We start from the raw sequence: 22558 nt of genomic DNA on the forward strand, positions 1-22558 counted from the left end.
GCGCCGTCAGGCCTCCGAGGGCACGCTGTCCTCGGGCGCGACCTCTGCCGCCACCGCCAACACCACACCGCACGACTCGCAACGGATCAGGACGCCACCCCGGCGGATCTCGTTTTGTAGCTGCAGGGGAATGACCGCGTAGCAGTGCCCGCAGGCTCCGTCTTCGGTGAGCGCCGCCACCACGACCCGGCGCCCCTTGTCCTGCACACGCTCGTAGTAGGCGCGCTCAGCGGGGGGGACCTGGGCGGCGATGGCCTCGCGGCGCTCGGCCAGCGCGTCGATCTCGGTCTGTACGGCTTGCTGACCGGCCAACAGTTCCTCCCGCCGCGGAGCCAACTCGGTGCGCGCTGTATCGAGCTCGGCCTCGAGGTCCTCGATGCGCTCCTCCGCCCGGCGGATGAGATCGAGGAGGCTGAGCGCCTCGTGCTCGTCCGCTTCCATGGCGCGCCGCACCAGGTCGGCTTCCGCGTGAACCGCGGCCTCCTCCCTCAGGTTCCGAACGCTGTTCAGCCGGTCCTGCAGCTTGTCCAGGCGGGCTTTCTTGTCGCGGGCTGCATTCTCCAGGCGGCGCTCGTCGAGCTTCAGCTCGTTCAACCGTCCCCGGGCCTGCTCGACCTCGGTTTCCAGGCGGGCAGCGGTCTCGCCCACTGCCTCCAGCTGCGGCTCGAACTCGAGCCGGCGGTGGTCGGCCTTCTGGATCTCCGCGTCGATCCGCTGCAGGTCCAGCAGCGTCTTCTCACTTCCGTTGGTCATCCGTGTCGCCCGTCGTCCTGGTTCAGTTGGCCCCGGTTGATCTTGTCGGCGCTGCGGCGCCAGTTCTCACCGAGAGTTCGTCGTTCCTGCAACAACGCCTGCTTCTGCCTGAGCAATTCCCCGGCCTGGTCGTCGGGCGCGCTCCGGATCTGTTGGTCGAGCGCATCGATCCGACGATCCAACTCGGCGATGCGGATGCCAGCCACCGCATCCTCGAAGACCATTCCCCCGTGCTCGAGCACCTCGGGGTCGGCGAAAAGGGCCTCGAGCCGCTGCTCCACCGCGGGGTCGAGATGGGCGGGAACGTGATCGAGGCCCGGTTCGTCCAGCAAGAGCTCGTAGATCTTGCGGTAGGCGCGATCCGAGAAGGCGTACGGCCCCACCAGTTCGGCCGCCCGCGGGATCCAGGCACGATTCCGCAGGAGCACCAACAGGAGCTGGCGCTCGGCGCCCATACGTTGGCGCGCGACCGGAGCCGAGGGGGGGCGGGAGGGCGGTTCCCGGCGGACGGTGGGAAGCGGGGATGGAGTAGGCGCACGCTGCAACTCGGCCTCGACCGTTTCGCGTCGTACTCCGGTGCGACCCGCGACACGCTCCACGTAGAGATCACGGAGCGCAGCGTCCTTGGCGGCACGTACGGTCGGAAGGAGGCGATCCAGGGCCCTCCGCTTCTTGTCGATCGAGGAGAAGTATCCACGTTCATCCAGAATCTGGATCTTTCGATCCAGTACGTCCACCGCCTGATCCAGATAGGGACGTAACGCCGCCCCACCCCCGGCCCGGACGAGGGAGTCCGGGTCCTCTCCCGGCGGGAGGGTCACGACGGAGGGGCGGACGCCCGCCTCCAGCAGGACGTCCCCGGCCCGGAACGTGGCCTTGAGACCGGCGGCATCGGAATCGAACAGCAGGTACACGTGCTGGGTGTAGCGGTGGAGCAGCTCGGCCTGCTCCCGCGTGGTGGCCGTCCCCAGGCTGGCCACCACGTTGGGAACGCCGGCGGCGGCCAGCGAGACCACGTCCATGTAGCCCTCCACCAGCAGCGCGAAGTCCTGGCGCCGGATCTCGTGGCGGGCCCAGGAGAGCCCATACAGCTCCTTGCCTTTGTGGTAGATCCGCGATTCGGGCGAATTGACGTACTTGGGCCGGCCTGGAACGCTGCCCAGTACCCGTCCCCCGAAGCCGATGACCCGGCCGGTGGACCCCTCGATCGGGAAGATCAGCCGGTCACGGAACCGGTCGTAGGGCTGGTCACGCTTCTCGCTCTGGCTGAGCAGTCCCAGCGACAGGAGCAGGGACTCATCGATGCCGTGACGGGCAGCCGCGTCCCGCAGCTCATGCCAGGCGTCCGGCGCGAACCCGAGCTGAAAGCGCTCCGCGACGGCCTCGGAGACCCCCCGCTGTTCCAGGTAGCGCCGCGCCCGCTCCCCGTCCGCTGCGCCCAGGCGCTCCTTGAAGAAGTCGCGGGCGAACGCGTTGGCTTCGAAGAAGGGACGGTTGGGGTCGTCCTCCGGTCGCTGGCCCCGGATCTCCCGGACCTCGATGCCGAATCGGTTGCCCACCTGCCGTACCGCATCGACGAACTCGAGCCCCTGACGCTTCATGAGGAATGTGAATACGTCTCCGCTTTCCTGGCATCCGAAGCAGTGGTAGATGCCCTTGGACGGCACCACGTAGAAGCTGGGGCTGTTGTCGTCGTGGAAGGGGCAGCGACCCTTGTAGTCCTTCCCCGAACGCTTGAGGTCCACCACCTCGCCGACCACCTCCACGATGTCGGCGCGCGAGCGTACCTCTTCGACCACGTCGTCCGGGATCATCGCAGCGTCACCACCGTCACCCCAGTGCCTCCCTCACCCTCCCCTCCCGGTCGCAGCGCCGCCACCCGGGGTTCCTCCGCCAGCAGCTCCGTCACGCGCGCCCGCAGGGCGCCCGTCCCTTTTCCGTGGATCACCCGGACCGATGGGAGATCGGCCAACACGGCATGATCCAGAGCACGCAGGAGCGCGGACTCGACCTCATCGACCCGAAGTCCCCGGAGGTCCACTTCGTGGGATGCGAGGTGTTCGGGCGGAGTCCAGATCGCGGCACGTCGGCGCTCGCGGCGCGGAGGCGCCGCGTCCAGGCGCCGCACATCAGCCACGCGGACCTTCAGGCCGTTGTCGAGCTCGACAAGGACGCGACCCTCCTCGACCTCGACGACGGTGCCGATGCCGCCGCTCTCTCCCACCCGCACGCGGTCACCGGGCTGAACGGCCAGGTCCCGGTCCGCCGGGCTGGACCGCTCCGAGACGCGGATCTGCTCGGCGGCCGCTTCTACCGCTCGGCGAGCCTCCCGGGCTGAGCGCTCGAGGTCGGTGGCCGTGCGCACCTCCTCGATGGCTTCCTCCACTTGAGCTCGGGCATCGAGCAGGATCTTGCGCGCCTCGGTCTTGGCATCGCGCACCGCCGTGCGCTCGCGCTCGCGCAACTCCGCCTCGCGGGCGGCCACCTCCGCCAGGCGCGACTCCAATTCCAGGCGGTGCCGTCGGGCCGCCTCGGCATCGGCAGCGGCGCGGCGCTCTTCAGCTTCGATGCGCGCGAGCAGCTGCTCCATGCGCAGCTCGGTGTCGTCCACCCGACGCTCGGCCCGGGCCAGCACCTCGTCGGGCAGTCCGGTCCGCCGGGCCATGGCCAAGCCATACGACCGCCCCGGGCGACCCTTGATGAACTCGAACGTGGGCTCCATGCGGTCCCCGTCGAAGCGCAGGGAGGCGTTGACCACCCGTGGGTCATCGTCGGCCAGACGCTTGAGCGCGCCGAGATGGGAAGTGGCCAGGATACGCGCACCTCGCGACACCAGCTCCTCCACCACGGCCTCCGCCAGGGCGGCACCCTCCGCCGGGTCGGTGCCGGTTCCCATTTCGTCGATCAGGACCAGGGCACTCGAGTCCGCCTGGTCGAGGATGTCCTTGAGTACAGACAGATGCGCCGAGAACGTCGACAAGCTCTCGGCGATCGATTGACGATCCCCGATGTCAGCGAAGACTCTCGAAACGAGCGGCAGCACGCTGCCCCGCCCCAGGGGCGGCAGCACGCCGGAGTGCAGGAGCGCAACGGCCAGTCCCACCGACTTGAGCAGGACCGTCTTGCCTCCGGCGTTGGGGCCGGAGACCACGACGCCTCGCTCGTCCGCTGCCAGCTCGAGGTCGAAGGGAACGACCGTACCACGCGCGAGCAGCAGCGGATGCCTGCCACGCTGGATGCGCAGCGGACCGTCCGATGCGCCCAACTCGGGTCGCACCGACTCGGTCACAGCCGCGTAGCGGGCCCGGGCATGCAGCGCGTCGAGCTCTACACCCGCGCGAAAGGAATCGAGCAGATCCGCTGCGTGGGGACGCAAGCGCGCGCTGCGGTCCGCGAGGATGCGGTGGATCTCGCGCGCCTCCTCCAATTCCGCTTCCCGGAAGCGGTTCATGCCCTCCACCGCGGCCGTCGGTTCGACGAAGAGCGTCTGCCCCGAGGACGACTCGTCGTGCACGATGCCAGGCAGCGTTCCCCTCCCCTCGCGCCGCACCGGGATGACGAACCGTCCCTGGCGGACCGTGACGGACGCGTCGGCGACGCGCACGCGGTCCGGCAAACGAGACATCGTCTCCTCGAGCTGTTTGACGAGGCGTGCGCGCGCGCCCCGGAGCTCCCGACGCACGCGAGCAAGCTCGGGACTGGCGCGGTCAAGGACCTCGCCGTCCCCATCGACCGTCTGGTCGATCAGGCGCTCGAGACCCTCGTCGGACAGCAAACGGGCTCGCAGTGCCTGCAGGGGTGGCTCGGCACCGGACAGCAGGTCGCGGAGGGCCCGGGACCCTCCCAGCAGGGCCCTGATCGAGATCAGCTCGGGTCCGTCCAGCACGGCACCGTCGCGAGCGAGCCGCGCGGTGATGGCACGCGTGTCGGCCAACGCAGGCATCGCGAACGAGGGTACCTTCTCCAGGATCTGCCCCATGGCGACCACACGATCGAGCTCCGCCTCGATCCAGTCGCGGTCCGCCGAGGGCGTGAGGCCGCGCAGCAGTTCGCGGGCCGGCTCGCTGGCAGCGTGCGCCGCCACCAGAGCCAACGTGTCGTCCCATTCCAAGGCACGCAGCGTACGCGCACCCCAGGGCGGGTCTCCACGCGAGCGCGGGCGTCGGCCCGGTCGGCCGACGCCCGCGGAGGATCCCATGCCCGCCGAAGGGGTCACGAACCCAACTCCTCCCGCACGATCCGGTTGGCCTCCTTGCCGTCGAAGCGCCCTCGCAGGAGAGGCATGACCCTGCCCATCACCGCCCCCAGATCGGCAGCCCCACCGGCGACGGCCTCCCGGACCAGGGCACGGACGGCGGCCTCGTCGAGGGGTGCGGGCATGTAGGCCTGCAGCCACTCGGCTTCGCGCTCCTCTTTGGCGGCGAGCTCCGGTCGCGCGGCCCGCATCTGGTCCGCCGCCTCCTTGCGCCGCTTGATGGCGCGGGAGACCACCTGGAGCAGCTCATCGTCCCCCAGCGCCGACCCCTTGTCGATCTCGGCGTTCTTCACTTCGCTGAGGGTCATCGACAGGAGCGACGTACGTTCTGCGTCGCGGGCCTTGCGCGCCGTGATCAGATCGCGCTGCAAGCGGTCTTTGAGGGTTTCCGTGGTCACCGGTTCTGTGCCCTGTTTTCTGGGACGCGTGGGTTCCAAAGCTGGCGCGGCACCCCAGGAGGGTCAATCAAGGACCGGGCGGCAGCCCCGGCTCGCCGCGCCATGGTCGTGCCCGCCGCCGGGGTCTATCGTCGCATCCCTCCATCCGCGCCCACCCGAGGAGACCGTCATGCCCAACGACCTCGACGCTGCCGTTTCCGCCACCCCGGTCGCACCGCTGTCGCGCGTTCTGTCGGTCCGCCAGCGGCGGGCGCGTCCCTCGGGGACTGCGAACGGCTTCGACCCCACGCCTCCGGAGGCGTTTCGGATGCTCGACCCCTGGAAGGGGCCCTGGCGCCAGGCCAGAGGCCGCCACGCTCCACCGGCCGCACAGAACGCAGGTGGCCTTCGTCTCGAACCCTGGGTGGTGGTTCGTGACTCCCGGTGCCCGAGCCAGCGGCCGGCTCTGCGCTGCCTGCACGCGACTCTGCTGGGTTTGGGCGCTGCAGTCGATGACACGTCCACCGGCGCGCTCACGCGGCTGGTCCGTCTGGCCTGCGAGGCCGAGCGCTGGCTGGTGGCGGCCGGCCATCCGGAGGGAGCCTAGCACCGAGGGACGGCAAGCCTCAGGGCGCCCGGAAGAGCCCGCCCCACCATCCCTCGTCCATCTGGCTTTGCACCAGGTCGAGGCCGTGGCGCCGCGCGAGCGACTCCATGCCCTCGCGCTCATGGAGCTCGCACCCGCTCAACACCAACCAGCCCCGCGGGCGCACCGCTCGCAGCAATCCGGGCCAGGCGGTTTGTAGCCGGCGGCTCACCATGTTGGACACCACTCCCTCGAAGCGGCCCCAGTCGTCGTCCGGCTCGAAGGCGCGACAGGCGATCTGCACTCGCCCCTCGCAACCGTTGCGAAGCACGTTCTCTTCGGCCTCGGCACACGCGTAGGAATCCAACTCGATCCCCAGCGCCTGGGCGGCTCCCAAGCGGACGGCCGCAATGGCCAGTATCCCCGATCCAGTCCCCACGTCCAGCACGCGATCGCCAGCCCGAACGGCGCGTTCCACCAACGCGAGCGCCACGCGCGTGGTGGCGTGCTCCGCGGTGCCGAAGGCCATGCCCGGATCGATGGACAGGTGCACGTCCTGGGGTTCCAGCGTCACCTCACTCCAGGACGGCGCCACCACCAGGCGCTCCCCCACACGACGAGGTCCCAGCCCCTGACGCCACAGCCGCTCCCAATCCTCGTGGGCCTGCCAGCCCCACTGGACCGAGTGGGTGCTCCCTGTCGCTTCGGCCAGCGCCTCGACGAGACGGCCCACCCAGGCCTCGGGGTCGTCCGGGGGAGCCACATACGTCACCCACGCGCCCGCCTCCTCCACCACGGCCCGCCCGCCCGCAGCCACCAACGCGTCGGCGACCAGACCCGACTGCTCCTCACCCACGTCGGACACGGCGACCCGCAGCCAGCGGTCCGGGATGCCGTCCCCCTCAGCTCGAGCCAAAGGCCTCCTTCACGCGTGACCAGAAGCCCTTGGTCTCGGTCCGCGAGGGAGGGGGCGACTCGATGGCGCGCAGCTTCTGGAACAGGCTCTCCTGTTCGCCGGTGAGGCGCTCGGGAGTCCAGACGGTGACGCGCACGAGTTGGTCGCCTCGGCCGCGGGCCTGCAGGTGCGGCAAGCCCATGCCGCGGAGCCGCAGCACCTGTCCGGTCTGCACCCCGGCGGGAACCTTGACGCTGACCGGCTCCTCGACCGTGGGGACGTCCACGTCGGCGCCCAGCGCTGCTTGCGCGAAGGTCACGGTCAGCTCGTAAAGCAGGTCGGCTCCTTCGCGCGCGAAGCGGGGATCGTCCTCGACGTCCAGCATGACGGCGATGTCGCCGCGCGGCCCGCCGCGAGGGCCGGCGTTGCCCTGACCCCGTAGCGTGATGAAGTGCTCCGAGCTCACCCCCGCCGGAACCTCGACTTCGATCTCTCGTTCGGCACGCTCCCGACCGTCGCCATGGCACCGCGAACACTGCTGTTCGACGATGGTGCCCTCCCCCTGACAGGAGCGGCAGACCGTCACGCTTACGAACTGGCCGAATACCGAGCGCTGCACGATCCGTTCTTCTCCGGTGCCGCCACAGGTCGGGCATCGCACCGTGCCCTTGCCATCCGCCGACCCCGTTCCGTTGCACAGCCCGCAGGGGTCGAGCAGCGACACGCGTAGGCGCTTCTTCACGCCGTGCGCCACTTCACTCAGCGTCAGCGGCAGCTTGATGCGCAGCGTTTGGCCGGTGCTGCTGCGCGGACCCCGGCGCGCACTCCGCCCGAAGAGATCCTCGAAGCCTCCGAACCCGCCGAAATCGCGCATGAACACTTCGACCGCATCCGCAAAGTCGAAGCCGCCACCCGAGAATCCCGGGCGTCCCTTGAGCCCTTCCTTCCCATAGCGGTCGTAGCGCGCGCGCTTGTCGGGATCACGCAGGACCTCGTAGGCCTCCGTCACCTCCTTGAAGCGCTCCTCGGCCTCCTTCGACCCGGCGTTGCGATCCGGGTGGTACTCGAGCGCACGGCGCCGGTACGCTTTCTTGATCTCGTCCGCGGACGCGTCGCGCGCCACGCCGAGCAACTCGTAGTAGTCGGTCATCGAATCCGTCGACATGGGATGAGGCCGGGCGCGATCAAACGGTGAGCACGCGCGAGATCAGGGACGAGGTATAGTCGACGATCGCGACCACCTTCTCGTAGGGCATGCGTGTCGGTCCGATCACGCCCAGCACACCCTTCAGGTTGCCCGCCCGGTATTCGGCCGTGACCAGGGTCAGGTCGTTGAGCTCGAGGGTAGCGTGCTCCCGGCCGATGGTGACCGTCAGCCCCGACCCCAGCGCACGCTCCGTGAGCACATCCGCCAAAAGGTCCCGCTTCTCGGTCAGCTCGATCAAGCTCTTCAGGCTCTCGCTACTCGTGAACTCCGGCTGCTCGGCCAAGACACTGGTGTGACCGATGTGCACGCTGCTTTCCGCAGAGGTCGGCAGGGAGAACAGCTCGGCGCTCGACTGGATGAAGACGTTGAGGAACTCCTCGGCGGCCGGATCGTCGTCCAAGCTCCCCCGCAGGCGATCGAGCAGCGTCTCCCGGATCTGGCGCAAGGTCAGCCCGGCCAGTCTCTCGTTGAGAATGACCGTCAGGGTGAGCAGCGTGTCGGAGGGGACTTCGATGCGCAGGTCCACGTAGACCGTGCGGACCAGCCCGCCCCGGATGGTGGCGACCAGCAGCACCTTGCTGGAGGAGACTTGCGCAAGGTCGAGCTTCTCGAGGACCGCTTCGTCGATGTCCGGAGCAATCGCGACGCCCAGCTCGCGCGTGATCAAGCTGAGGGCACGCGTGGCCAACCGGACCAGCGACTCGATCCCGGTGGACCCGGTGCCGAGCTCCGTGTGCAGGCGCTCCCGCTCGGCGCTCGTGATCGTGGCCGGACGCATGATCTGATCGACGAAGTACCGGTAGGCGCGGTCCGTCGGGATGCGCCCCGCCGAGGTATGGGGGTGATACAGGTACCCCTTCTCCTCCAGATCCGACATCGTGTTGCGGATGGTAGCCGGAGAGACACCCAGCTCGAAGCCGCGCGCCAGCGTGCGGCTCCCCGCCGGTTCGGCCGTGCTGACGTAGCTGCGCACCACGGCTTCGAGCACGCCTCTCTCGCGCTCGTTGAGCGGGTCGGGCGTCTGCGCTGTAGAACGTCGTTCGTCGGACATCGAGCCGATTCTTCGGTACCCTGTGAAGCTCGTCAACCGTCTGCGGCGAAGAGCGGGTCGGCAGTGGCGAGCGTGCCGTCGAGCGCGACGGCCAGTTCGTCCAGCAGCAGCCAGCCCTCCGAGGTCAACCGCACCCGCCCCGACGTCCGCTCTGCCCAGCCGCTGTCCACCCATCGCTCGACGAGCGCCATCGCCAGGGGCGTCCATCCCCTCATCTCCAGCCCCGCTTCGATGCGAAGACCGAGCCAGATCCGCTCGAGGCGCCGGGACGCCCCCTCGACGACCTCCTCCTCCTCCCGGGGGAGGTGGCCTGAGTGGACGCGCTCCCTGTATTCCGCCCAATCCCGGAGGTTCCAGCGTCGGCGGGGAGGCCGGTAGCTATGGGCACCGTTCCCCAGCCCCAGGTAGGGCTCACCACTCCAGTACACCTGATTGTGCGCGGATTGCCGACCGGGCAGCGCGAAGTTCGATACTTCGTAGTGCTGGTACCCGGCCGCGCCCAACACCTCGACGGCGGTCAGGAATTCCTCCCGGTACTGTCCCTCATCGACCGGGGCCTCCCGCCCTTCGGCGACGGCCCGGCCGAGCGGCGTACGCGCCTCCACACCGAGCCCGTAGAGGCTGATGTGCTCCGGTTCCAGGGCCAGGGCCCGCTCGAGATCCTCCCGCCAGTTGCGTTCCAAGCGGAGCGGCAGAGCGAAGATCAGGTCCAGGCTCAGATTGTCGAATCCGGCAGCGCGTGCCAGTCCCACGGCCCGCTCGGCTCCGTCGGGACCGTGCAGGCGGCCCATCCAACGCAGGGCCGCAGGGTCGAAGCTCTGCACGCCGAAGCTGAGCCGGTTGACCCCTGTCCGCCTCCAGGCGTCCCCCAACGGGGCGTCGAAGCTCTCCGGATTGGCTTCGACGGTCCACTCCAGTCCGCTGCTGGGAAGCACCGCGCTGAAGATCGCGCGCAGTCCCTCCATGGCGTCCACGCCAAGCAGCGAGGGCGTGCCCCCACCCACATACAGGGTGCGCAGCAGGCCCATAGGGGCCTCGTCCAGATCCCGAAGCAACGCCCATTCGCGCGCGATGGCGTCCACCCAGGCGGCCGCGTCCGGACGCGCGTCCACGTGCACCGCGAAGTCGCAATAGGCGCAGCGCCGCGCGCAGAACGGCGCGTGCACGTACACGGATCGGACGGGCGCGCTCACACGTCCGCCCGCGCGTAGAGATCTCCTTCGATCCTTACGACGCGGCCTTCCAGCTCGAGCGCGGTCAGCGCGGCGAAGAGGTCGGCGAGCGGCAGGTCGGTGCGCAGTCGCAGATCGTCCAGACCCAACGGCTCATCGAGACGACGCCACACGTGGGCGGCGCTCGGATCGTCGGGGGTCCAGCTGGACGGCTGCACCTGTAGCGCGCAGGGGAGCACGCCGACCAGATCATCCAACAGGGAGGCGGCGCTCACCACCACGCCCGCGCCCTCCCGGAGCAATTGGTTGCAGCCCCGTGAGCGGGCGCTGTCGATGCGGCCCGGCACCGCAAAGACCGCCCTGCCCAGATCGAGCGCGTGATCGACCGTGATCAGGGCACCGCTCTTCTCTCCCGCCTCTACCACCACGACGGCCGCCGCCAGCGCTGCGACGATCCGGTTACGCTGCGGGAAGTGGTGGGGAAGCGGCGGTGTACCTGGAGCGAATTCGGTCACCAACAGGCCCCGCTCCACGATGCGCCGTCGCAGATCACGGTGCCGGTGCGGATAGGGAACGTCGAGCCCTGCCCCCAGGACACCTACGGTACCGCCCGGCCCATCCAGGGCGCCTCGGTGGGCCGCGGCGTCGATTCCCAGGGCGAGGCCGGAGAACACCACCGCACCGGCCTGCGAGAGCTGCCGCGCCAGGCCCTCGGCATGACGCAGGCCATAGGGCGATGCGTTGCGCGCGCCCACGACGGCGACGCCCGGGCGGGCGAGCAGCCTGGGTTCGCCGTGCAGGAAGAGCACGGCCGGTGGATCGGCCAGTGCCCGCAGTCGGTCCGGGTAGGCGGCCGACCCCCAGGGAACGACGTGCGTGCCGTCACGATCGGATCCAGCGACCACCGCGGCGGCCCGTGCGCGCAGCGCCCGCCACTCCTCCGGCGGCAGGGCCGGCAGGCGGGTCCCACCCCGGGCAGCCTCCGTCAGTGCGGCGACCGCCGAGCCGCTCGCCCGCAGACTGTCACCCAGGGTCCGGCCCCGCGTGGGGTAGGCCAGCGCCAGCGTGACCGCGGCAGATTGCTCGTCCTTCAGGGCATCCATTCACTCTCTTCGTCAGGCTCCGGATCTGCGCGCTGCACGCCCCGCTCCCAGAGCCCTTCCAGCAATTCCCGCACACCGGCGCCGGTCACGGCCGAGATCTGAAAGCGTCCCCACGCCTCGGGCGCGCGGATCGGCGGGACGGTCTGCTCCGACGACAACAGGTCGGACTTGGTCAGCACGAGGCAATGGGGTCGTGCGGCCAGCTCCGGTGAATAGGACCTGAGCTCGTCTCGCAGGCCCTCGTACTCGGCCTGGGGATCCTCGGCATCGACGGGCACCAACAACGCGAGCGTATGGGTGCGCTCGATGTGTCGGAGGAACTGATGGCCCAGCCCTTTTCCCTCGGCCGCACCCTCGATGATGCCCGGGATGTCCGCGACCACGAACGATCGGAAGCCGGGCAGGGACACGACTCCGAGCGCCGGTGTGAGCGTGGTGAACGGATAGTCGGCGACGCGGGGCCGCGCCGCCGAGATGGCCGCCAGCAACGTGGACTTCCCGGCGTTGGGCTGCCCCACCAACCCGACGTCGGCGATGAGCTTCAGCTCCAGCTCCAACCGCCGCTCCTCTCCTTCCTCGCCGGGCTCCCAGCGTCGCGGGGCCTGATTGGTCGATGTGGCGAAGCGTGCATTGCCACGACCTCCGCGGCCACCGCGCGCTACGACGAGCTGGTCCCCGGGCTCGAGCAGCTCGCCCAGCAGCTCCCCGGTATCGGCATCGCGCGCAATGGTCCCGGGAGGGACCAGAATCTCGAGCGTCTTCCCCGACGCGCCGGTTCGGTTGCTGCCTTCACCGTGTCCTCCCCGCTCGGCCCGGTAGTGCTGGCGGTAGCGCTGGTCCAGGAGCGTACCCAGCTGGGGATCGGCGATCAGCACGATATCTCCTCCACGCCCGCCGTCCCCTCCCGCGGGGCCACCGCGAGGCACGCCGCTCTCGCGCCGAAAGGCGTCCGACCCGCTTCCCCCGGTACCCGCCGTGACAGTGATGACCGCACGATCGACGAACATCGGTCAGGCACGCTCCGTCCGGGTACGCACGCGCGCCCACACCCTGCGCGCCTCAGCGGTCGTTCCCGGCGAGACCCGGGCCGCCGCATCGAGTGCCGCCTCTACTGCCGCGGTGGGTGCTCCGGCACGCAGCGCACCCCGAAGATGTGAGTGGAGCTGCGGATAGGCTCCCTGAGCCGCCAGCAGCGCCGCCACGCACAACTCGCGGCGCTCCAGATCGAGGCCGGGCCTGCCCAGGACCTTCCCATATCCGTCATTCACCATCCAACGCTCCAGATCGGGATGCAGGGACCTTACGTTCTCGCGCAGACGCTCCAACTGCTCACCGTAGACCCGGGCGCAGACGACGGGCCCCCGAGATGCCCAAGAGCGCTCGTCCTCTTCGAGCGGCGGCTCGGCGTGCGGCACATGCTCCCTCCACAGTCCGAACGCAGCCAGCACCCGCGGATAGCCCGCGAAGAGGATCGCCTGCAAGAGCGTCTCCTCCACGGCGCGGGCTCCGGCGACGCGCGCCGCCTGCGCCACCGCCTCCTCGAGGCCCCGCCCCTCGGAACTTCCGAGCGCCGCCGACAACTCGACCAGTGCCGCGGTCTCGGTGGTCTCGGCTTCAGTCATGGAGGCGCCGCAGGTCGACCTTCGACTCGATCCGTCCCACCACCCAATCTCGTGTGTTGCGCACCAGAGGACGCGCATGCTCCGCGAGCGCAGCACGGTCGTCCTCCGACAACGCCCCCAGGGTCTCCAGGACCGCGAGCAGGGCTACGCCGGCAGCGCGCCAGCCGCCGTCCTCCACCTTGACGGCGATCCCCACTCCCGACTCCGGCAACCCCGCTCCGTACACCCCCTCTGCGCCCACCTTCGCGAACAGACGTGCCCCCGTGCGCTCCATGAGCGCGGTACACAGCCGACCGCTCCCCGCCACCTCGTACGGATGCGCAGTCATGGCTTCCACGACGGAGGCGGCCGGCTCTCCCCGGCGCGCCGCATCCGCGAACCGCGCGTAGGCCCGCGCCATGTCGAGTACGGGCAGAGCGAAGCAAGACACGCCGCATCCGTCCACCGCCACCTCGATGTCTTCACGGGATCGGCCCGTCCAGCGGGCGACCTCGGCCCACATCCGCTGCTGGACCGGGTGGGCGGCCTCGCTGTAGCCGGCCGTAGGCCATCCGTGGTAGCGCGCCAGCGCCAACATCCCAGCATGCTTTCCGGAGCAGTTGTTGTGAATGCGTCCGGGTGTCGCTCCTTGCGCGATCAGTCGTTCGGCCGACGCGGCGTGCATCGGCACCTGTGGACCGCACTCCAAGGCGTCCTCCGTGAGGTCGATCCGGTCCAGGAGGCCAGCCACGCGCCGGACATGCACCGGCTCCCCTCCATGGGAAGCGCAACAGATCGCCAGGTCGGAAGACTCCAATCCGAACCTGGCGCAAACGCCGTCCTCCACGAGTGGGAGCGCCTGGATCGGTTTGGCGGAAGACCGGAAGAACGTGACGCGGGAGGGGTCCCCCGCCCCCCACAGATGACGCCCCTCCGCATCGGCGACCGCCACATGTACTGCGTGGCTCGACTCCTCGACCGAGCCACGCAGAACCGCGACGCGGTTACTCACGTGGAACCGGGACGCAGCCCCTCCCAGGCCCGGGATCTTCGCAGCCGCGCGGGGGCGTCGCTAGCCCAGGATGAGACACTCACAGAGCCCCCTCGCCCCCCTGGGCGACCCGGACGAGGGCGCCCGCATCCGTGCCCGCCGAGCGCAGGGCCTCCACCGCGCGCATCAACGCGCGATCCGCCTCGGCCTGTACCAGGAACTGCGCCTTCTCGCCGGAGGCCTGCAGCGCCAGCTCGGTGCGCAGCGTGTTGCGCAGGAACGGGGTTGCAGCCCGCCACACCGCGTCGTCCGCCTCGACACCAGCCGCCTCCAAGACGCGCCGCAGGTCCGCCATCAGGGCGTCCGTCACCTGGACGGGCGGTCCGGCCGACTCACCCCGATCGGCGAGTGTGCTGATCACGAAGTCGAAGATGGACCGGTTCAGCGCACCCCCGCTCTTGTAGAGTTCGAAGACTGCCTGCTGCGCCTCGGTCGGCAAGGTGTCAGGGAGCACGGTCAGGTCGGGGGTGATGCCGCCGCCACCCACCAGCGTGCGCCCACCCACGGAACGGACGGTCGGCAGATCGACCTCTCCGTCTCTCGGCACCAGCTGTCCGAAGGGGGAGAGCGCACCGGACGAGAGCTCGGCCACCTGTTCCGACCGGTCCTTCTGGATAGACCGTCCCACCGGCGTGTACCAGCGGGCCGTCGTAAGCTTGAGGACGTCTCCACCCGCGAGCGGATAGAGCGTCTGCACCGATCCCTTGCCGAAGGTGCGGTGGCCGATCAGCAGGGCGCGGTCATGGTCCTGCAGCGCACCCGCGACGATCTCGGAAGCGCTCGCCGACCGCTCGTCCACCAACACCACCAGGGGGAAACCGGGATAGCGCTGCGCACGCGTGGCACGATACGTCTCCGACTGCATCTCCGCGCGTCCGCGCGTCTCGACGATGTCCGCCCCCGCGTCGAGAAACAACTCCGAGATCCCGATTCCCGCGTCCAGGACGCCACCCGGGTTCCCGCGCAGATCCAGCACCACTCCGCGTGCGCCTTCCGCCCGCAACGAGTCGATCGCGGCGCCGACCTCGTCGGTCGACGTCTCAGAGAAGATCTGCAGCGGTACGTAGCCGATGTCCTCCCCGAGCATCGCGTGGAACGGCACCGATTTCACTTCGATGCGCTCGCGCGTGACCAGGAACTCGAGCTCGCTCTCGACGCCGGGACGCTGCACGCCGATCTGCACCTCGGTGCCGGGCCGGCCGCGAAGGCGATCGACGGCCTTGTCGGAACTCCCCTCCCCGACCACCCGCTCCGAATCCACGGCCACGATCAGGTCGCCGGCCCGGATGCCGGCCCGCTGCGCGGGCGTCCCGGGCATGGCTGTCACGACGGTCACGTACCCCTCGCGCTCGACCACCTCCAGGCCCACCCCACCGTAGTTGCCCTCGGTGCGAATGGCGAAGTTGCGATAGTCGTCGTGCTGCAGGAACGCCGTATTGGGGTCCCCGAGTCGCTCCAACATGCCCTCGATGGCGGCGTTGTAGAGCTCCTCCTGGTCGACGTCTTCCACGTAGTTCTGGCTGACCAGATCCGCCACCTGATCGAACAGGCGGCCGCGGAGAAAGCCGGGTGCTCCCCGCTCGGTGCCCTGCTGGAAGAACCAGCCTCCCGTCAGAACGGCGATCCCGAGGACCAGCGCGGGCCCCAGGAGTGATCGGTTCAGCCTCATTGCGATCTGCCTCCAGTGCGTCAGGAGCCGGTCGGCAAGCTGCCGAAGAACTCGGGAAGCTCAGCCACCAGGGCCTCTCGTAACCTCGCCTCCACCGCCTCGACCGAGCCAGTGCCGTCGATCCTGACCATACCCGGTTCCGTGGCAGCCAGTTCACGGTAGCCGCGCTGTACCCGGACCAGGAACTCCGCTCCCTGGCGTTCCATCCGGTCGTGGTGCTTCCCGGCGGCCCGCTGGCGTGCGGTCCCGGCCTCGTCGGGGAGATCCAGCAGCAGCGTCACATCCGGCCCCACTCCTCCCGTGGCGAGCTCCGTGACCTGCCGGATGTGCTGAAGGTCGAGCCCCCGGCCGTACCCTTGGTAGGCCAGCGTGGACAACGCGAAGCGGTCCGCCAGCACCACTTCCCCGCGCTCCAACGCGGGGACGATCACTTCGGTGACCAGGGCTGCGCGGGCGGCCGACACCAGCAGCAACTCGGGCACCGGTCCGATCTCGAGGTCCGTCCGCACCCAGAGGTGGGAGCGGATCGCCTCTCCGATGGCCGTGCCCCCCGGCTCCCGCACGGTGCGGACCTCGAGGCCGCCCGCACGCGCCCACTCGGCCAAACGGGCGGCCTGGGTGGTCTTGCCCGCCCCTTCGGGGCCTTCGAGCACTACGAACACACCCCGCCGGCGGACGGCGTCCGTCATCGTTCTGCCGTCCGCCGGCAGGTCGCCAGGATCACTCGTAGTACTCGATCCCGAGGTGGGTGATCTGCTCCTCGCCCCCGAGCCAACGCAGCGTGTTCTTCAGCTTCCAGTGCTGGATGAACAGATCGTGTTCGGGGCTCAGGCCCGTGGCCGGTACCTGGGGGCTCTTGAAGTAGAAGGAGAGCCACTCCTGGACCCCTCGCATCCCCGCACGCGAGGCGAGATCCAGGAAGATGGCGAGGTCCAGGACGATCGGCGCCGCCAGGATGGAATCGCGGCAGAGAAAGTCCACCTTGATCTGCATGGGATAGCCCATCCATCCGAAGATGTCGAGGTTGTCCCAGCCTTCTTTGTTGTCGCCGCGCGGCGGATAGTAGTTGATCCGGACCTTGTGGTAGATGTCCCCGTACAGCTCGGGGTACATGGAGGGCTGCAGGATGTGCTCGAGCACCCCCAGCTTCGATTCCTCCTTGGTCTTGAACGACTCGGGATCGTCGAGGACGGCGCCGTCACGGTTCCCGAGGATGTTCGTGCTGAACCAGCCGCTCAGACCGAGCATGCGCGCCTTGAGGCCGGGCGCCAGGATGGTCTTCATGAGCGTTTGGCCGGTCTTGAAGTCCTTCCCCCCGATGGGCACGTTGCGATCGACGGCCAGCCGCACCAGCGCCGGGAAGTCGGCGGACAGGTTGGGAGCGCCGTTGGCGTAAGGCACGCCCTCCATGATGGCGGCATACGCGTAGAGCATGGAGGGCGCGATCCCGGGATCGTTGTCCTCCATCCCCTTCTCGAAGGCTTCGATGCTCTGGTGGACCTCGGTGGGCTTGAGGAAGATCTCGGTGGAACCGCACCAGACCATCACCAGGCGATCGCATCCGTTGTCCCGCTTGAAGGCGCGGATATCCTCGCGCAGCTGCTCGGCCAGCTCACGCTTGCTGGACGCTTTCTTGACGTTGGTCCCGTCGAGTCGCTTGACGTAGCTGCGGTCGAACGCGGCCGGCATGGGCTTGACCGTCCGGAGCGGCTCTTCGATCGGATCCAGGTGCCTGCGCTCGAGGACGCCCGCGTTGATGGCGCTGTCGAACGCGTCGTCCGGGATCGGGTCCCAAGCGCCGAAGACGAGCTGGTCCAGCTCGGCCAGGCCGATGAACTCGCGAATGAGCGGAGCGCGGTTCTCCGTGCGCTTGCCCAGCCGGATCGTGTTCATCTGGCTGAGACTGCCGATCGGACGTGCCAGTCCTCGCTTGGCGGCTTCCACTCCGGCGACGACGGTGGTGGCCACCGCTCCCAGCCCGGGGAGCAATACGCCGACCTTGCCCTGAGCGGGGCGGATCTCCGGCCGTTGCATCACGGGTGCTTCTCCTTGCGTGTTCGGTGAGCTCCGGCGTCAGACCGGAGGATTGGACGTGCCAGCCGACGCCGCCTGGGGCGGTGTCGGTGCTTCCAGCGGGACCCCGGCCGCGTGCCGGTAGACCCAGACCATGCGTTGGATCGCGGTGATGTTCGTCGTAATGGCCATCAGCACGATGATGCCGCTGATGACAGCCCCGTTCCACATCAGCCCGAACAAGATCGAGCCCAGACCCAGAAGCACCACCCGCTCGGCCCTCTGCATGAACCCGACGCTACAGTCGAGGCCGAGTGCCTCCGCACGGGAACGGGTGTAGCTCACCATCATGGAGCCCGCCAGAGCCAGCACGATCATATAGATCATCCAGACGTCGGCGAGCTCGGTGCGAACGGTGTTGTACAGCGAGAGCAGCCCGACGAAGACGACCACCTCGCTGATGCGGTCCATGGTGGAGTCGTAGAACGACCCGAACTTCGAGGCCAGGCCGCTCTCCCGAGCCACGCGGCCGTCGAAGATGTCGAACAGGCCTCCCAGCAGCACGAAGAAGCCGGCCGTCCGCACGTGGTCGGTGTGGTAGAGGTAGCCCGCCACCACCGTGGAGACGAATCCCAGCGTGGAGATGGCGTTGGGGTGTACTCGATTCCGCACCAACCAGCGCGTCGCCGGCTCGATGATACGATAGACCGGAAGGCGCAGCGCCTTCAGGCCCTTTTCGCGCTGGGCGCTCACGACGGCAAGATGATGCGGCTTTCGCCGCCCTCTTCGAGACCCTGCGTGATGGTCTCGTTCACACGCATCAGGACCTTGTCGAAATTCGATTGCGCGGCGACCAACCGTTGGTAGCTGCTGTTGGTCTGCAAGCGACCGAAGGTCTCATTGTACGCTTCGGCGAGTTCGGACTCGGGCTCCTGACCCCCCCGCAGCGCCTCGGCGACCCGAGCCTCCAAGGCGTCCATCTCGTCCCGCAGTCGGGTCAGGTCGGCGTCCTCGTCGGCCGACCGGATGGCCCGCCGCAGGGCCTGGTACTCGTCGGTCCGGGCCAGTGCGCCTCCCAGATCCCTTGCCATGTTCAACAGTGCCGACATGCCGGTCCCCTCACCCTCGTCCGGGCCTCCAGGGCCCCTGAACCACGATGGACGGCCCTAGACGGACCGCCTGGCGGCGAGAAGATAACGATCCTTGCCGCTCAAGTCCTCGGCGACGCGAACTTCCTCCCAGCTTCCCACGTCCCGGGCGAGGTCCGCCACCTGGGCCCCCTGCCCGGCGCCGATCTCGAGCGCCAGCAACCCGCCCGGGGCCACCACCCGACCCCCGTCGCGAATCAGCACGTTGACGAGGGCCAGGCCCTCCTCGTCGGCGAAGAGTGCCTGGGCGGGCTCGTAGTCGGCCACCTCGGGGGCGAGAGCGGGCCGCTCGGACCAGGCCACGTAGGGAGGGTTGGCCACCAGGACGTCGAAGCGCTCGCCCGACTCGATGACGGACAAGCCGTCACCCTGGCGCCACTCGACATCCGTGAGGCCCAGGCGGGCGGCGTTGGCGCGGGCCACCTCCAGCGCGTCGCCCGAGAGGTCAGAGGCGACGATGCGACCGAAGCTGCCCTCGCGTCGCAACGACAGCGCAATGGCGCCCGACCCGGTCGCGATCTCCAGCACGCCGGTGATCCCAGCACCCCGCGCAGCGGCCCAATCGAGCACGTGACCCACCAGCCCCTCGGTCTCGGGCCTCGGAATCAGCACCCTGGGGTCGACGAGCAGCTCGAGCTCCCGGAAGGCTGCCGATCCCACGACATACTGCAGGGGTTCCCGCCGCCCCCTGCGCAGGAGGAGCGGGCGAAAGGCGTCGAGCTCGGCCCGCTCCAGCGGACGATCGAACTGGAGGTAGAGGTCGAGGCGCCCGACGCCCAGTGCGTGGGCCAGGAGGAGCTCCACATCGAGCCGAGGTCGCTCCAGACCCTTCTGCTCGAGGTACTGGGTGCTCCAGCGCAGCAGGTGCAGGAGCGTCCAGGCCGCCCCCTCCACGGGGGGCTCGACCGGCGCTGGACGCGTGCTCACGCGTCTTCGCTCTCCAGCCGCTCCTCTTCCTGTGCCAAACGCAGCGCCGTGACGAGCTCTCCCAGGTCTCCGTCGAGGATCTCGGGGAGTCGGTAGAGCGTCAGCCCGATCCGGTGGTCGGTGACACGGTTTTGCGGGAAGTTGTAGGTGCGGATCTTGGCGGAGCGATCGCCGGTGCCCACCTGGAGGCGCCGCTCGCGCGCACGCTCGGCCTCCTGCTCGGCGATCACCCGATCCAGCAGCCGGGAGCGCAGGACCTTGAGCGCCTTCGCTTTGTTCTTGTGCTGGGACTTCTCGTCCTGGCAGGAGACGACCAGGCCCGTGGGGATATGGGTGATGCGCACGGCCGAGTCGGTGGTGTTGACGGATTGTCCCCCGGGCCCCGAGGAACGGAACACATCGATGCGCAGATCCTGCGGATCGATCTGCACATCGACTTCCTCGGCCTCCGGCAGCACCGCAACGGTGGCGGCGGACGTGTGGATGCGCCCCTGGCTCTCCGTCTCGGGCACGCGCTGGACGCGGTGCACGCCGGATTCGAAGCGCAGCCGACCGTAGGCTCCCCTTCCCCGTACCACGGCGATCGCTTCCTTGATGGCGCCGGGGATGCCCTCACTCAAGGACAGCAGCTCCACCTCCCAGCCCTGCCGCTCCGCCAAGCGACGGTACATGCGCAGCAGATCGGCCGCGAAGAGACCGGCTTCGTCTCCTCCCGTACCCGCGCGGACCTCGACCACGGCGGCACGATCCTCCAGCGGGTCCTTGGGGATGAGCAGTTCGCGCACGCGATCCTGCAGTCCCTGGATGCGCTCCTCCAGCCCCTCCACCTCGGCCTCGGCCAGCTCGCGCATCTCGTCATCGTCCGAATCGTGGGCGAGCTCCCGCGCTCCGGCCAACTGCCCCTCCAACGAGAGCAGCGCCCGTCCTTCGTGGACGGCCATCTCCAACTCCGAGCGCTCGATCCCGAGAGTGCGCAGCCGGTCCGGCTCCGTCAGGACGTCTGGATCGGACAGCGCACGCTCGACCTCCTCGAAACGCAGGATGGCGCGTTCGAGGCGTGACCGCAGGCGCGGGTCGACCGCTGGGACGCTCATGGAGTCGGTGCGAAGTGGTGGGCCCATACAGCAACGGCCGGGGGGAGTCCCCGGCCGGGTTCCAGGCCCTCTGTGCCCGTCGGCGGGCGGGCCGAAGTTAGTGGAAGCGGGGGGCCGACTCAACCGCGCGGCTGCGCCCGGACAGGACGAGGAGCAGGAGCACGGCGAGGGTGGCCAGCAGCCCCGGCACATCTCCCCAGCGGGTACTCCTGGTCCAGCTCGACGGCGCCACCGCGATGCGCAGGGACAGCACATCCTGGACGCGGAGCGCCGTGATCGAACCGACGCGCCCGTTCGCGTCCGCGGCGAAGCTGGGGCCGGTATTGGCGACCCGCACCACGGGCCGACCCGTTTCCAAGGCACGCAGGACCAGGTGCGCCGGGTGCTGCTCCAGCCCCAGCGCCCCCGGACCGGGCTCGCGGTACCACGCGTCGTTCGTGAGGTTGACGATGAGGTCGGCGCCTTCCCGCGCCAATGCACGCGTCAGCTCGGGAAAGATCGACTCGTAGCAGATCAGGACCCCGACGCGCACACCCCCGACCTCGGTGAGGCCCGGCTCACGGCCGGCGGCGTACCCCCGTCCCGGCTGCAGGAAGGACGCACGCTCGATGATCGGCACCAGACGGCGCTTGTCGTAGCGCCAGGCCGACAACCCGTCTGCGTCGATGCGAAAGACACTGTTGGTCGGACGTGCGTCGGCACCGTCTGCGGCACGGCCCAGCCCCCCCACCAGCACCGGCGCGCCCGCGCGCCGCGCCAGCTCCTGCAGGGGTGCCACGACGGTGGGACTCCTCGCCACGTCCACGGGCAGGCTCCCTTCGGGGAGCAGGACGAGATCGTAGCGCTCCGTGGGTTCCCAGCGGGACGCCCGGGCCAGGGCACTGTCCGCCCGCTCCCGCACTGGCGCGTGCGCGGGCAGATCCAGTTGGAGGATGGCCAGCGAGAGCGTCGTCCCCTGCGCGGGGAGCGGGTGCCGGCCAGGCAGTAGGACCGCTGCGAACCAGACCGCACTCGCGACCGCCGCCGCTACCCATCGGGCCCGCGAGGCCCGGGAGGCCAGGAGGCCGGCCCAGGCACCCTGGGGGAGCAGCATCCACAGCGTCACCCCCGTCGTTCCCACCCAGGGCGTCAGGGCCAGCAGGCCCGGGTGAGCGGTGAGCGCGACCGGCAGAGGTAGCCAGGGGAACGCCCACGGCCCCAGGTGCCCGCGCACCCAATCGCCCGCCACCCAGGCGAGAGGCAGGGCCAACGCGGAGGGCATACCGACACGGGCGCGCATCCGGTGGGCCGCCGCCGTCACGAGGGCTCCGACCACGGCGAAGCACGTGACCAGCGCCAGATAGGCGAGCGCCCCCAACCAGGGGCGGTGGGAGAGCGCTGCCCCGGTCCACAACAGGAGCACCCCCCAGCCTGCCCCGAACGCGAGGGCCCCCCAGCCCGCCGCCCGCACGGTAGCCCCGCGGCGGTCCGGCAGTCCCTCGAGCGCGAACGCCAACGGAAGCAGCACAAGGAACGGGGCCGGCGAAAAGGGAACCGGGGGAAACGACAGCGCAAGCAGCGCTCCGCTGGTGAGCGCGAGTCGTCCGCCCCCATCGCCGCCACGGCGCGTCCGTCCAGCCGCGCTGCCCAAGGGCCTCACCTCCGCTCGGAACCCGG

Annotated in this window: 21 protein-coding genes; 1 reads left to right on the forward strand and 20 read right to left on the reverse strand. The window is 69.5% G+C overall.

The window, feature by feature from the left end:
- Positions 1–6: 6 nt before the first annotated feature.
- The 4 genes from R3E10_04785 to R3E10_04800 are packed head-to-tail and all read right to left on the reverse strand — an operon-like array spanning position 7 to position 5406.
- On the reverse strand, positions 7–753 hold the full coding sequence (locus R3E10_04785; protein MEZ4415048.1) for a hypothetical protein: 747 nt from the start codon (positions 751–753) through the stop codon (positions 7–9).
- Entirely contained in the window at positions 750–2567 is a 1818-nt protein-coding gene (dnaG, locus tag R3E10_04790) for a DNA primase (GenBank protein MEZ4415049.1), read from the reverse strand. The genes R3E10_04785 and dnaG overlap by 4 nt, the downstream gene beginning before the upstream one ends.
- Positions 2564–4969, reverse strand: coding sequence for an endonuclease MutS2 (locus R3E10_04795; protein ID MEZ4415050.1), 2406 nt, complete (start codon positions 4967–4969; stop codon positions 2564–2566). The genes dnaG and R3E10_04795 overlap by 4 nt, the downstream gene beginning before the upstream one ends.
- Positions 4966–5406: a GatB/YqeY domain-containing protein gene (locus R3E10_04800; protein ID MEZ4415051.1), complete on the reverse strand. Its 441-nt coding sequence runs from the start codon at positions 5404–5406 to the stop codon at positions 4966–4968. Before R3E10_04800 ends, R3E10_04795 begins: the two co-directional genes overlap by 4 nt.
- A gap of 169 nt (positions 5407–5575) precedes the next feature.
- On the opposite strand from R3E10_04800, the gene R3E10_04805 reads away from it, so the two are divergent.
- Positions 5576–5992: a hypothetical protein gene (locus R3E10_04805; protein ID MEZ4415052.1), complete on the forward strand. Its 417-nt coding sequence runs from the start codon at positions 5576–5578 to the stop codon at positions 5990–5992.
- A 19-nt stretch (positions 5993–6011) separates the two neighbouring features.
- Here the strand turns inward: R3E10_04805 and R3E10_04810 are convergent, their stop codons facing one another.
- From R3E10_04810 to lnt, 16 genes are all read right to left on the reverse strand, one after another.
- A complete protein-coding gene (locus R3E10_04810) occupies positions 6012–6887 on the reverse strand; it encodes a 50S ribosomal protein L11 methyltransferase (GenBank protein ID MEZ4415053.1) in 876 nt (291 codons plus the stop codon).
- The gene (gene dnaJ, locus R3E10_04815) at positions 6874–8031 is read right to left on the reverse strand and encodes a molecular chaperone DnaJ (GenBank protein ID MEZ4415054.1); all 1158 of its coding nucleotides are present in this window, start codon (positions 8029–8031) and stop codon (positions 6874–6876) included. The genes R3E10_04810 and dnaJ overlap by 14 nt, the downstream gene beginning before the upstream one ends.
- A 19-nt stretch (positions 8032–8050) precedes the next feature.
- Positions 8051–9124, reverse strand: coding sequence for a heat-inducible transcriptional repressor HrcA (hrcA, locus tag R3E10_04820; GenBank protein ID MEZ4415055.1), 1074 nt, complete (start codon positions 9122–9124; stop codon positions 8051–8053).
- A gap of 32 nt (positions 9125–9156) precedes the next feature.
- Positions 9157–10317, reverse strand: coding sequence for a radical SAM family heme chaperone HemW (gene hemW, locus R3E10_04825; GenBank protein ID MEZ4415056.1), 1161 nt, complete (start codon positions 10315–10317; stop codon positions 9157–9159).
- The gene (gene dprA / locus R3E10_04830; protein ID MEZ4415057.1) at positions 10314–11399 is read right to left on the reverse strand and encodes a DNA-processing protein DprA; all 1086 of its coding nucleotides are present in this window, start codon (positions 11397–11399) and stop codon (positions 10314–10316) included. Before dprA ends, hemW begins: the two co-directional genes overlap by 4 nt.
- Positions 11387–12406 carry a GTPase ObgE gene (gene obgE, locus R3E10_04835; GenBank protein MEZ4415058.1) on the reverse strand — a complete coding sequence of 340 codons (1020 nt, stop codon included), beginning with the start codon at positions 12404–12406 and terminating at the stop codon, positions 11387–11389. Before obgE ends, dprA begins: the two co-directional genes overlap by 13 nt.
- Before the next feature lie 3 nt (positions 12407–12409).
- Complete coding sequence (locus R3E10_04840) at positions 12410–13021, reverse strand: carboxymuconolactone decarboxylase family protein (protein MEZ4415059.1); 612 nt, start codon at positions 13019–13021, stop codon at positions 12410–12412.
- Complete coding sequence (locus R3E10_04845) at positions 13014–14012, reverse strand: asparaginase (protein ID MEZ4415060.1); 999 nt, start codon at positions 14010–14012, stop codon at positions 13014–13016. Before R3E10_04845 ends, R3E10_04840 begins: the two co-directional genes overlap by 8 nt.
- A gap of 79 nt (positions 14013–14091) precedes the next feature.
- Positions 14092–15720, reverse strand: a complete 1629-nt coding sequence (locus tag R3E10_04850) for a S41 family peptidase (protein ID MEZ4415061.1) — start codon at positions 15718–15720, stop codon at positions 14092–14094.
- 20 nt (positions 15721–15740) lie between these two features.
- Positions 15741–16409 (reverse strand): dTMP kinase, encoded by a 669-nt coding sequence (gene tmk / locus R3E10_04855; protein MEZ4415062.1) that lies wholly within the window; start codon positions 16407–16409, stop codon positions 15741–15743.
- 31 nt (positions 16410–16440) lie between these two features.
- Entirely contained in the window at positions 16441–17754 is a 1314-nt protein-coding gene (locus R3E10_04860; GenBank protein MEZ4415063.1) for an inositol-3-phosphate synthase, read from the reverse strand.
- Positions 17755–17793: 39 nt separating this feature from the next.
- Positions 17794–18486 carry a CDP-alcohol phosphatidyltransferase family protein gene (locus tag R3E10_04865; GenBank protein MEZ4415064.1) on the reverse strand — a complete coding sequence of 231 codons (693 nt, stop codon included), beginning with the start codon at positions 18484–18486 and terminating at the stop codon, positions 17794–17796.
- Positions 18483–18842, reverse strand: coding sequence for a YlbF family regulator (locus tag R3E10_04870; protein ID MEZ4415065.1), 360 nt, complete (start codon positions 18840–18842; stop codon positions 18483–18485). The genes R3E10_04865 and R3E10_04870 overlap by 4 nt, the downstream gene beginning before the upstream one ends.
- A gap of 57 nt (positions 18843–18899) precedes the next feature.
- Positions 18900–19808, reverse strand: coding sequence for a peptide chain release factor N(5)-glutamine methyltransferase (gene prmC / locus R3E10_04875; GenBank protein ID MEZ4415066.1), 909 nt, complete (start codon positions 19806–19808; stop codon positions 18900–18902).
- Entirely contained in the window at positions 19805–20902 is a 1098-nt protein-coding gene (gene prfA / locus R3E10_04880; GenBank protein MEZ4415067.1) for a peptide chain release factor 1, read from the reverse strand. The genes prmC and prfA overlap by 4 nt, the downstream gene beginning before the upstream one ends.
- A gap of 97 nt (positions 20903–20999) precedes the next feature.
- The gene (gene lnt, locus R3E10_04885; GenBank protein MEZ4415068.1) at positions 21000–22541 is read right to left on the reverse strand and encodes an apolipoprotein N-acyltransferase; all 1542 of its coding nucleotides are present in this window, start codon (positions 22539–22541) and stop codon (positions 21000–21002) included.
- Between the last annotated feature and the right edge of the window lie 17 nt (positions 22542–22558).

It is taken from the genome of Gemmatimonadota bacterium (assembly GCA_041390105.1).
Lineage (GTDB): Bacteria > Gemmatimonadota > Gemmatimonadetes > Longimicrobiales > Gaopeijiaceae > JAGQIF01.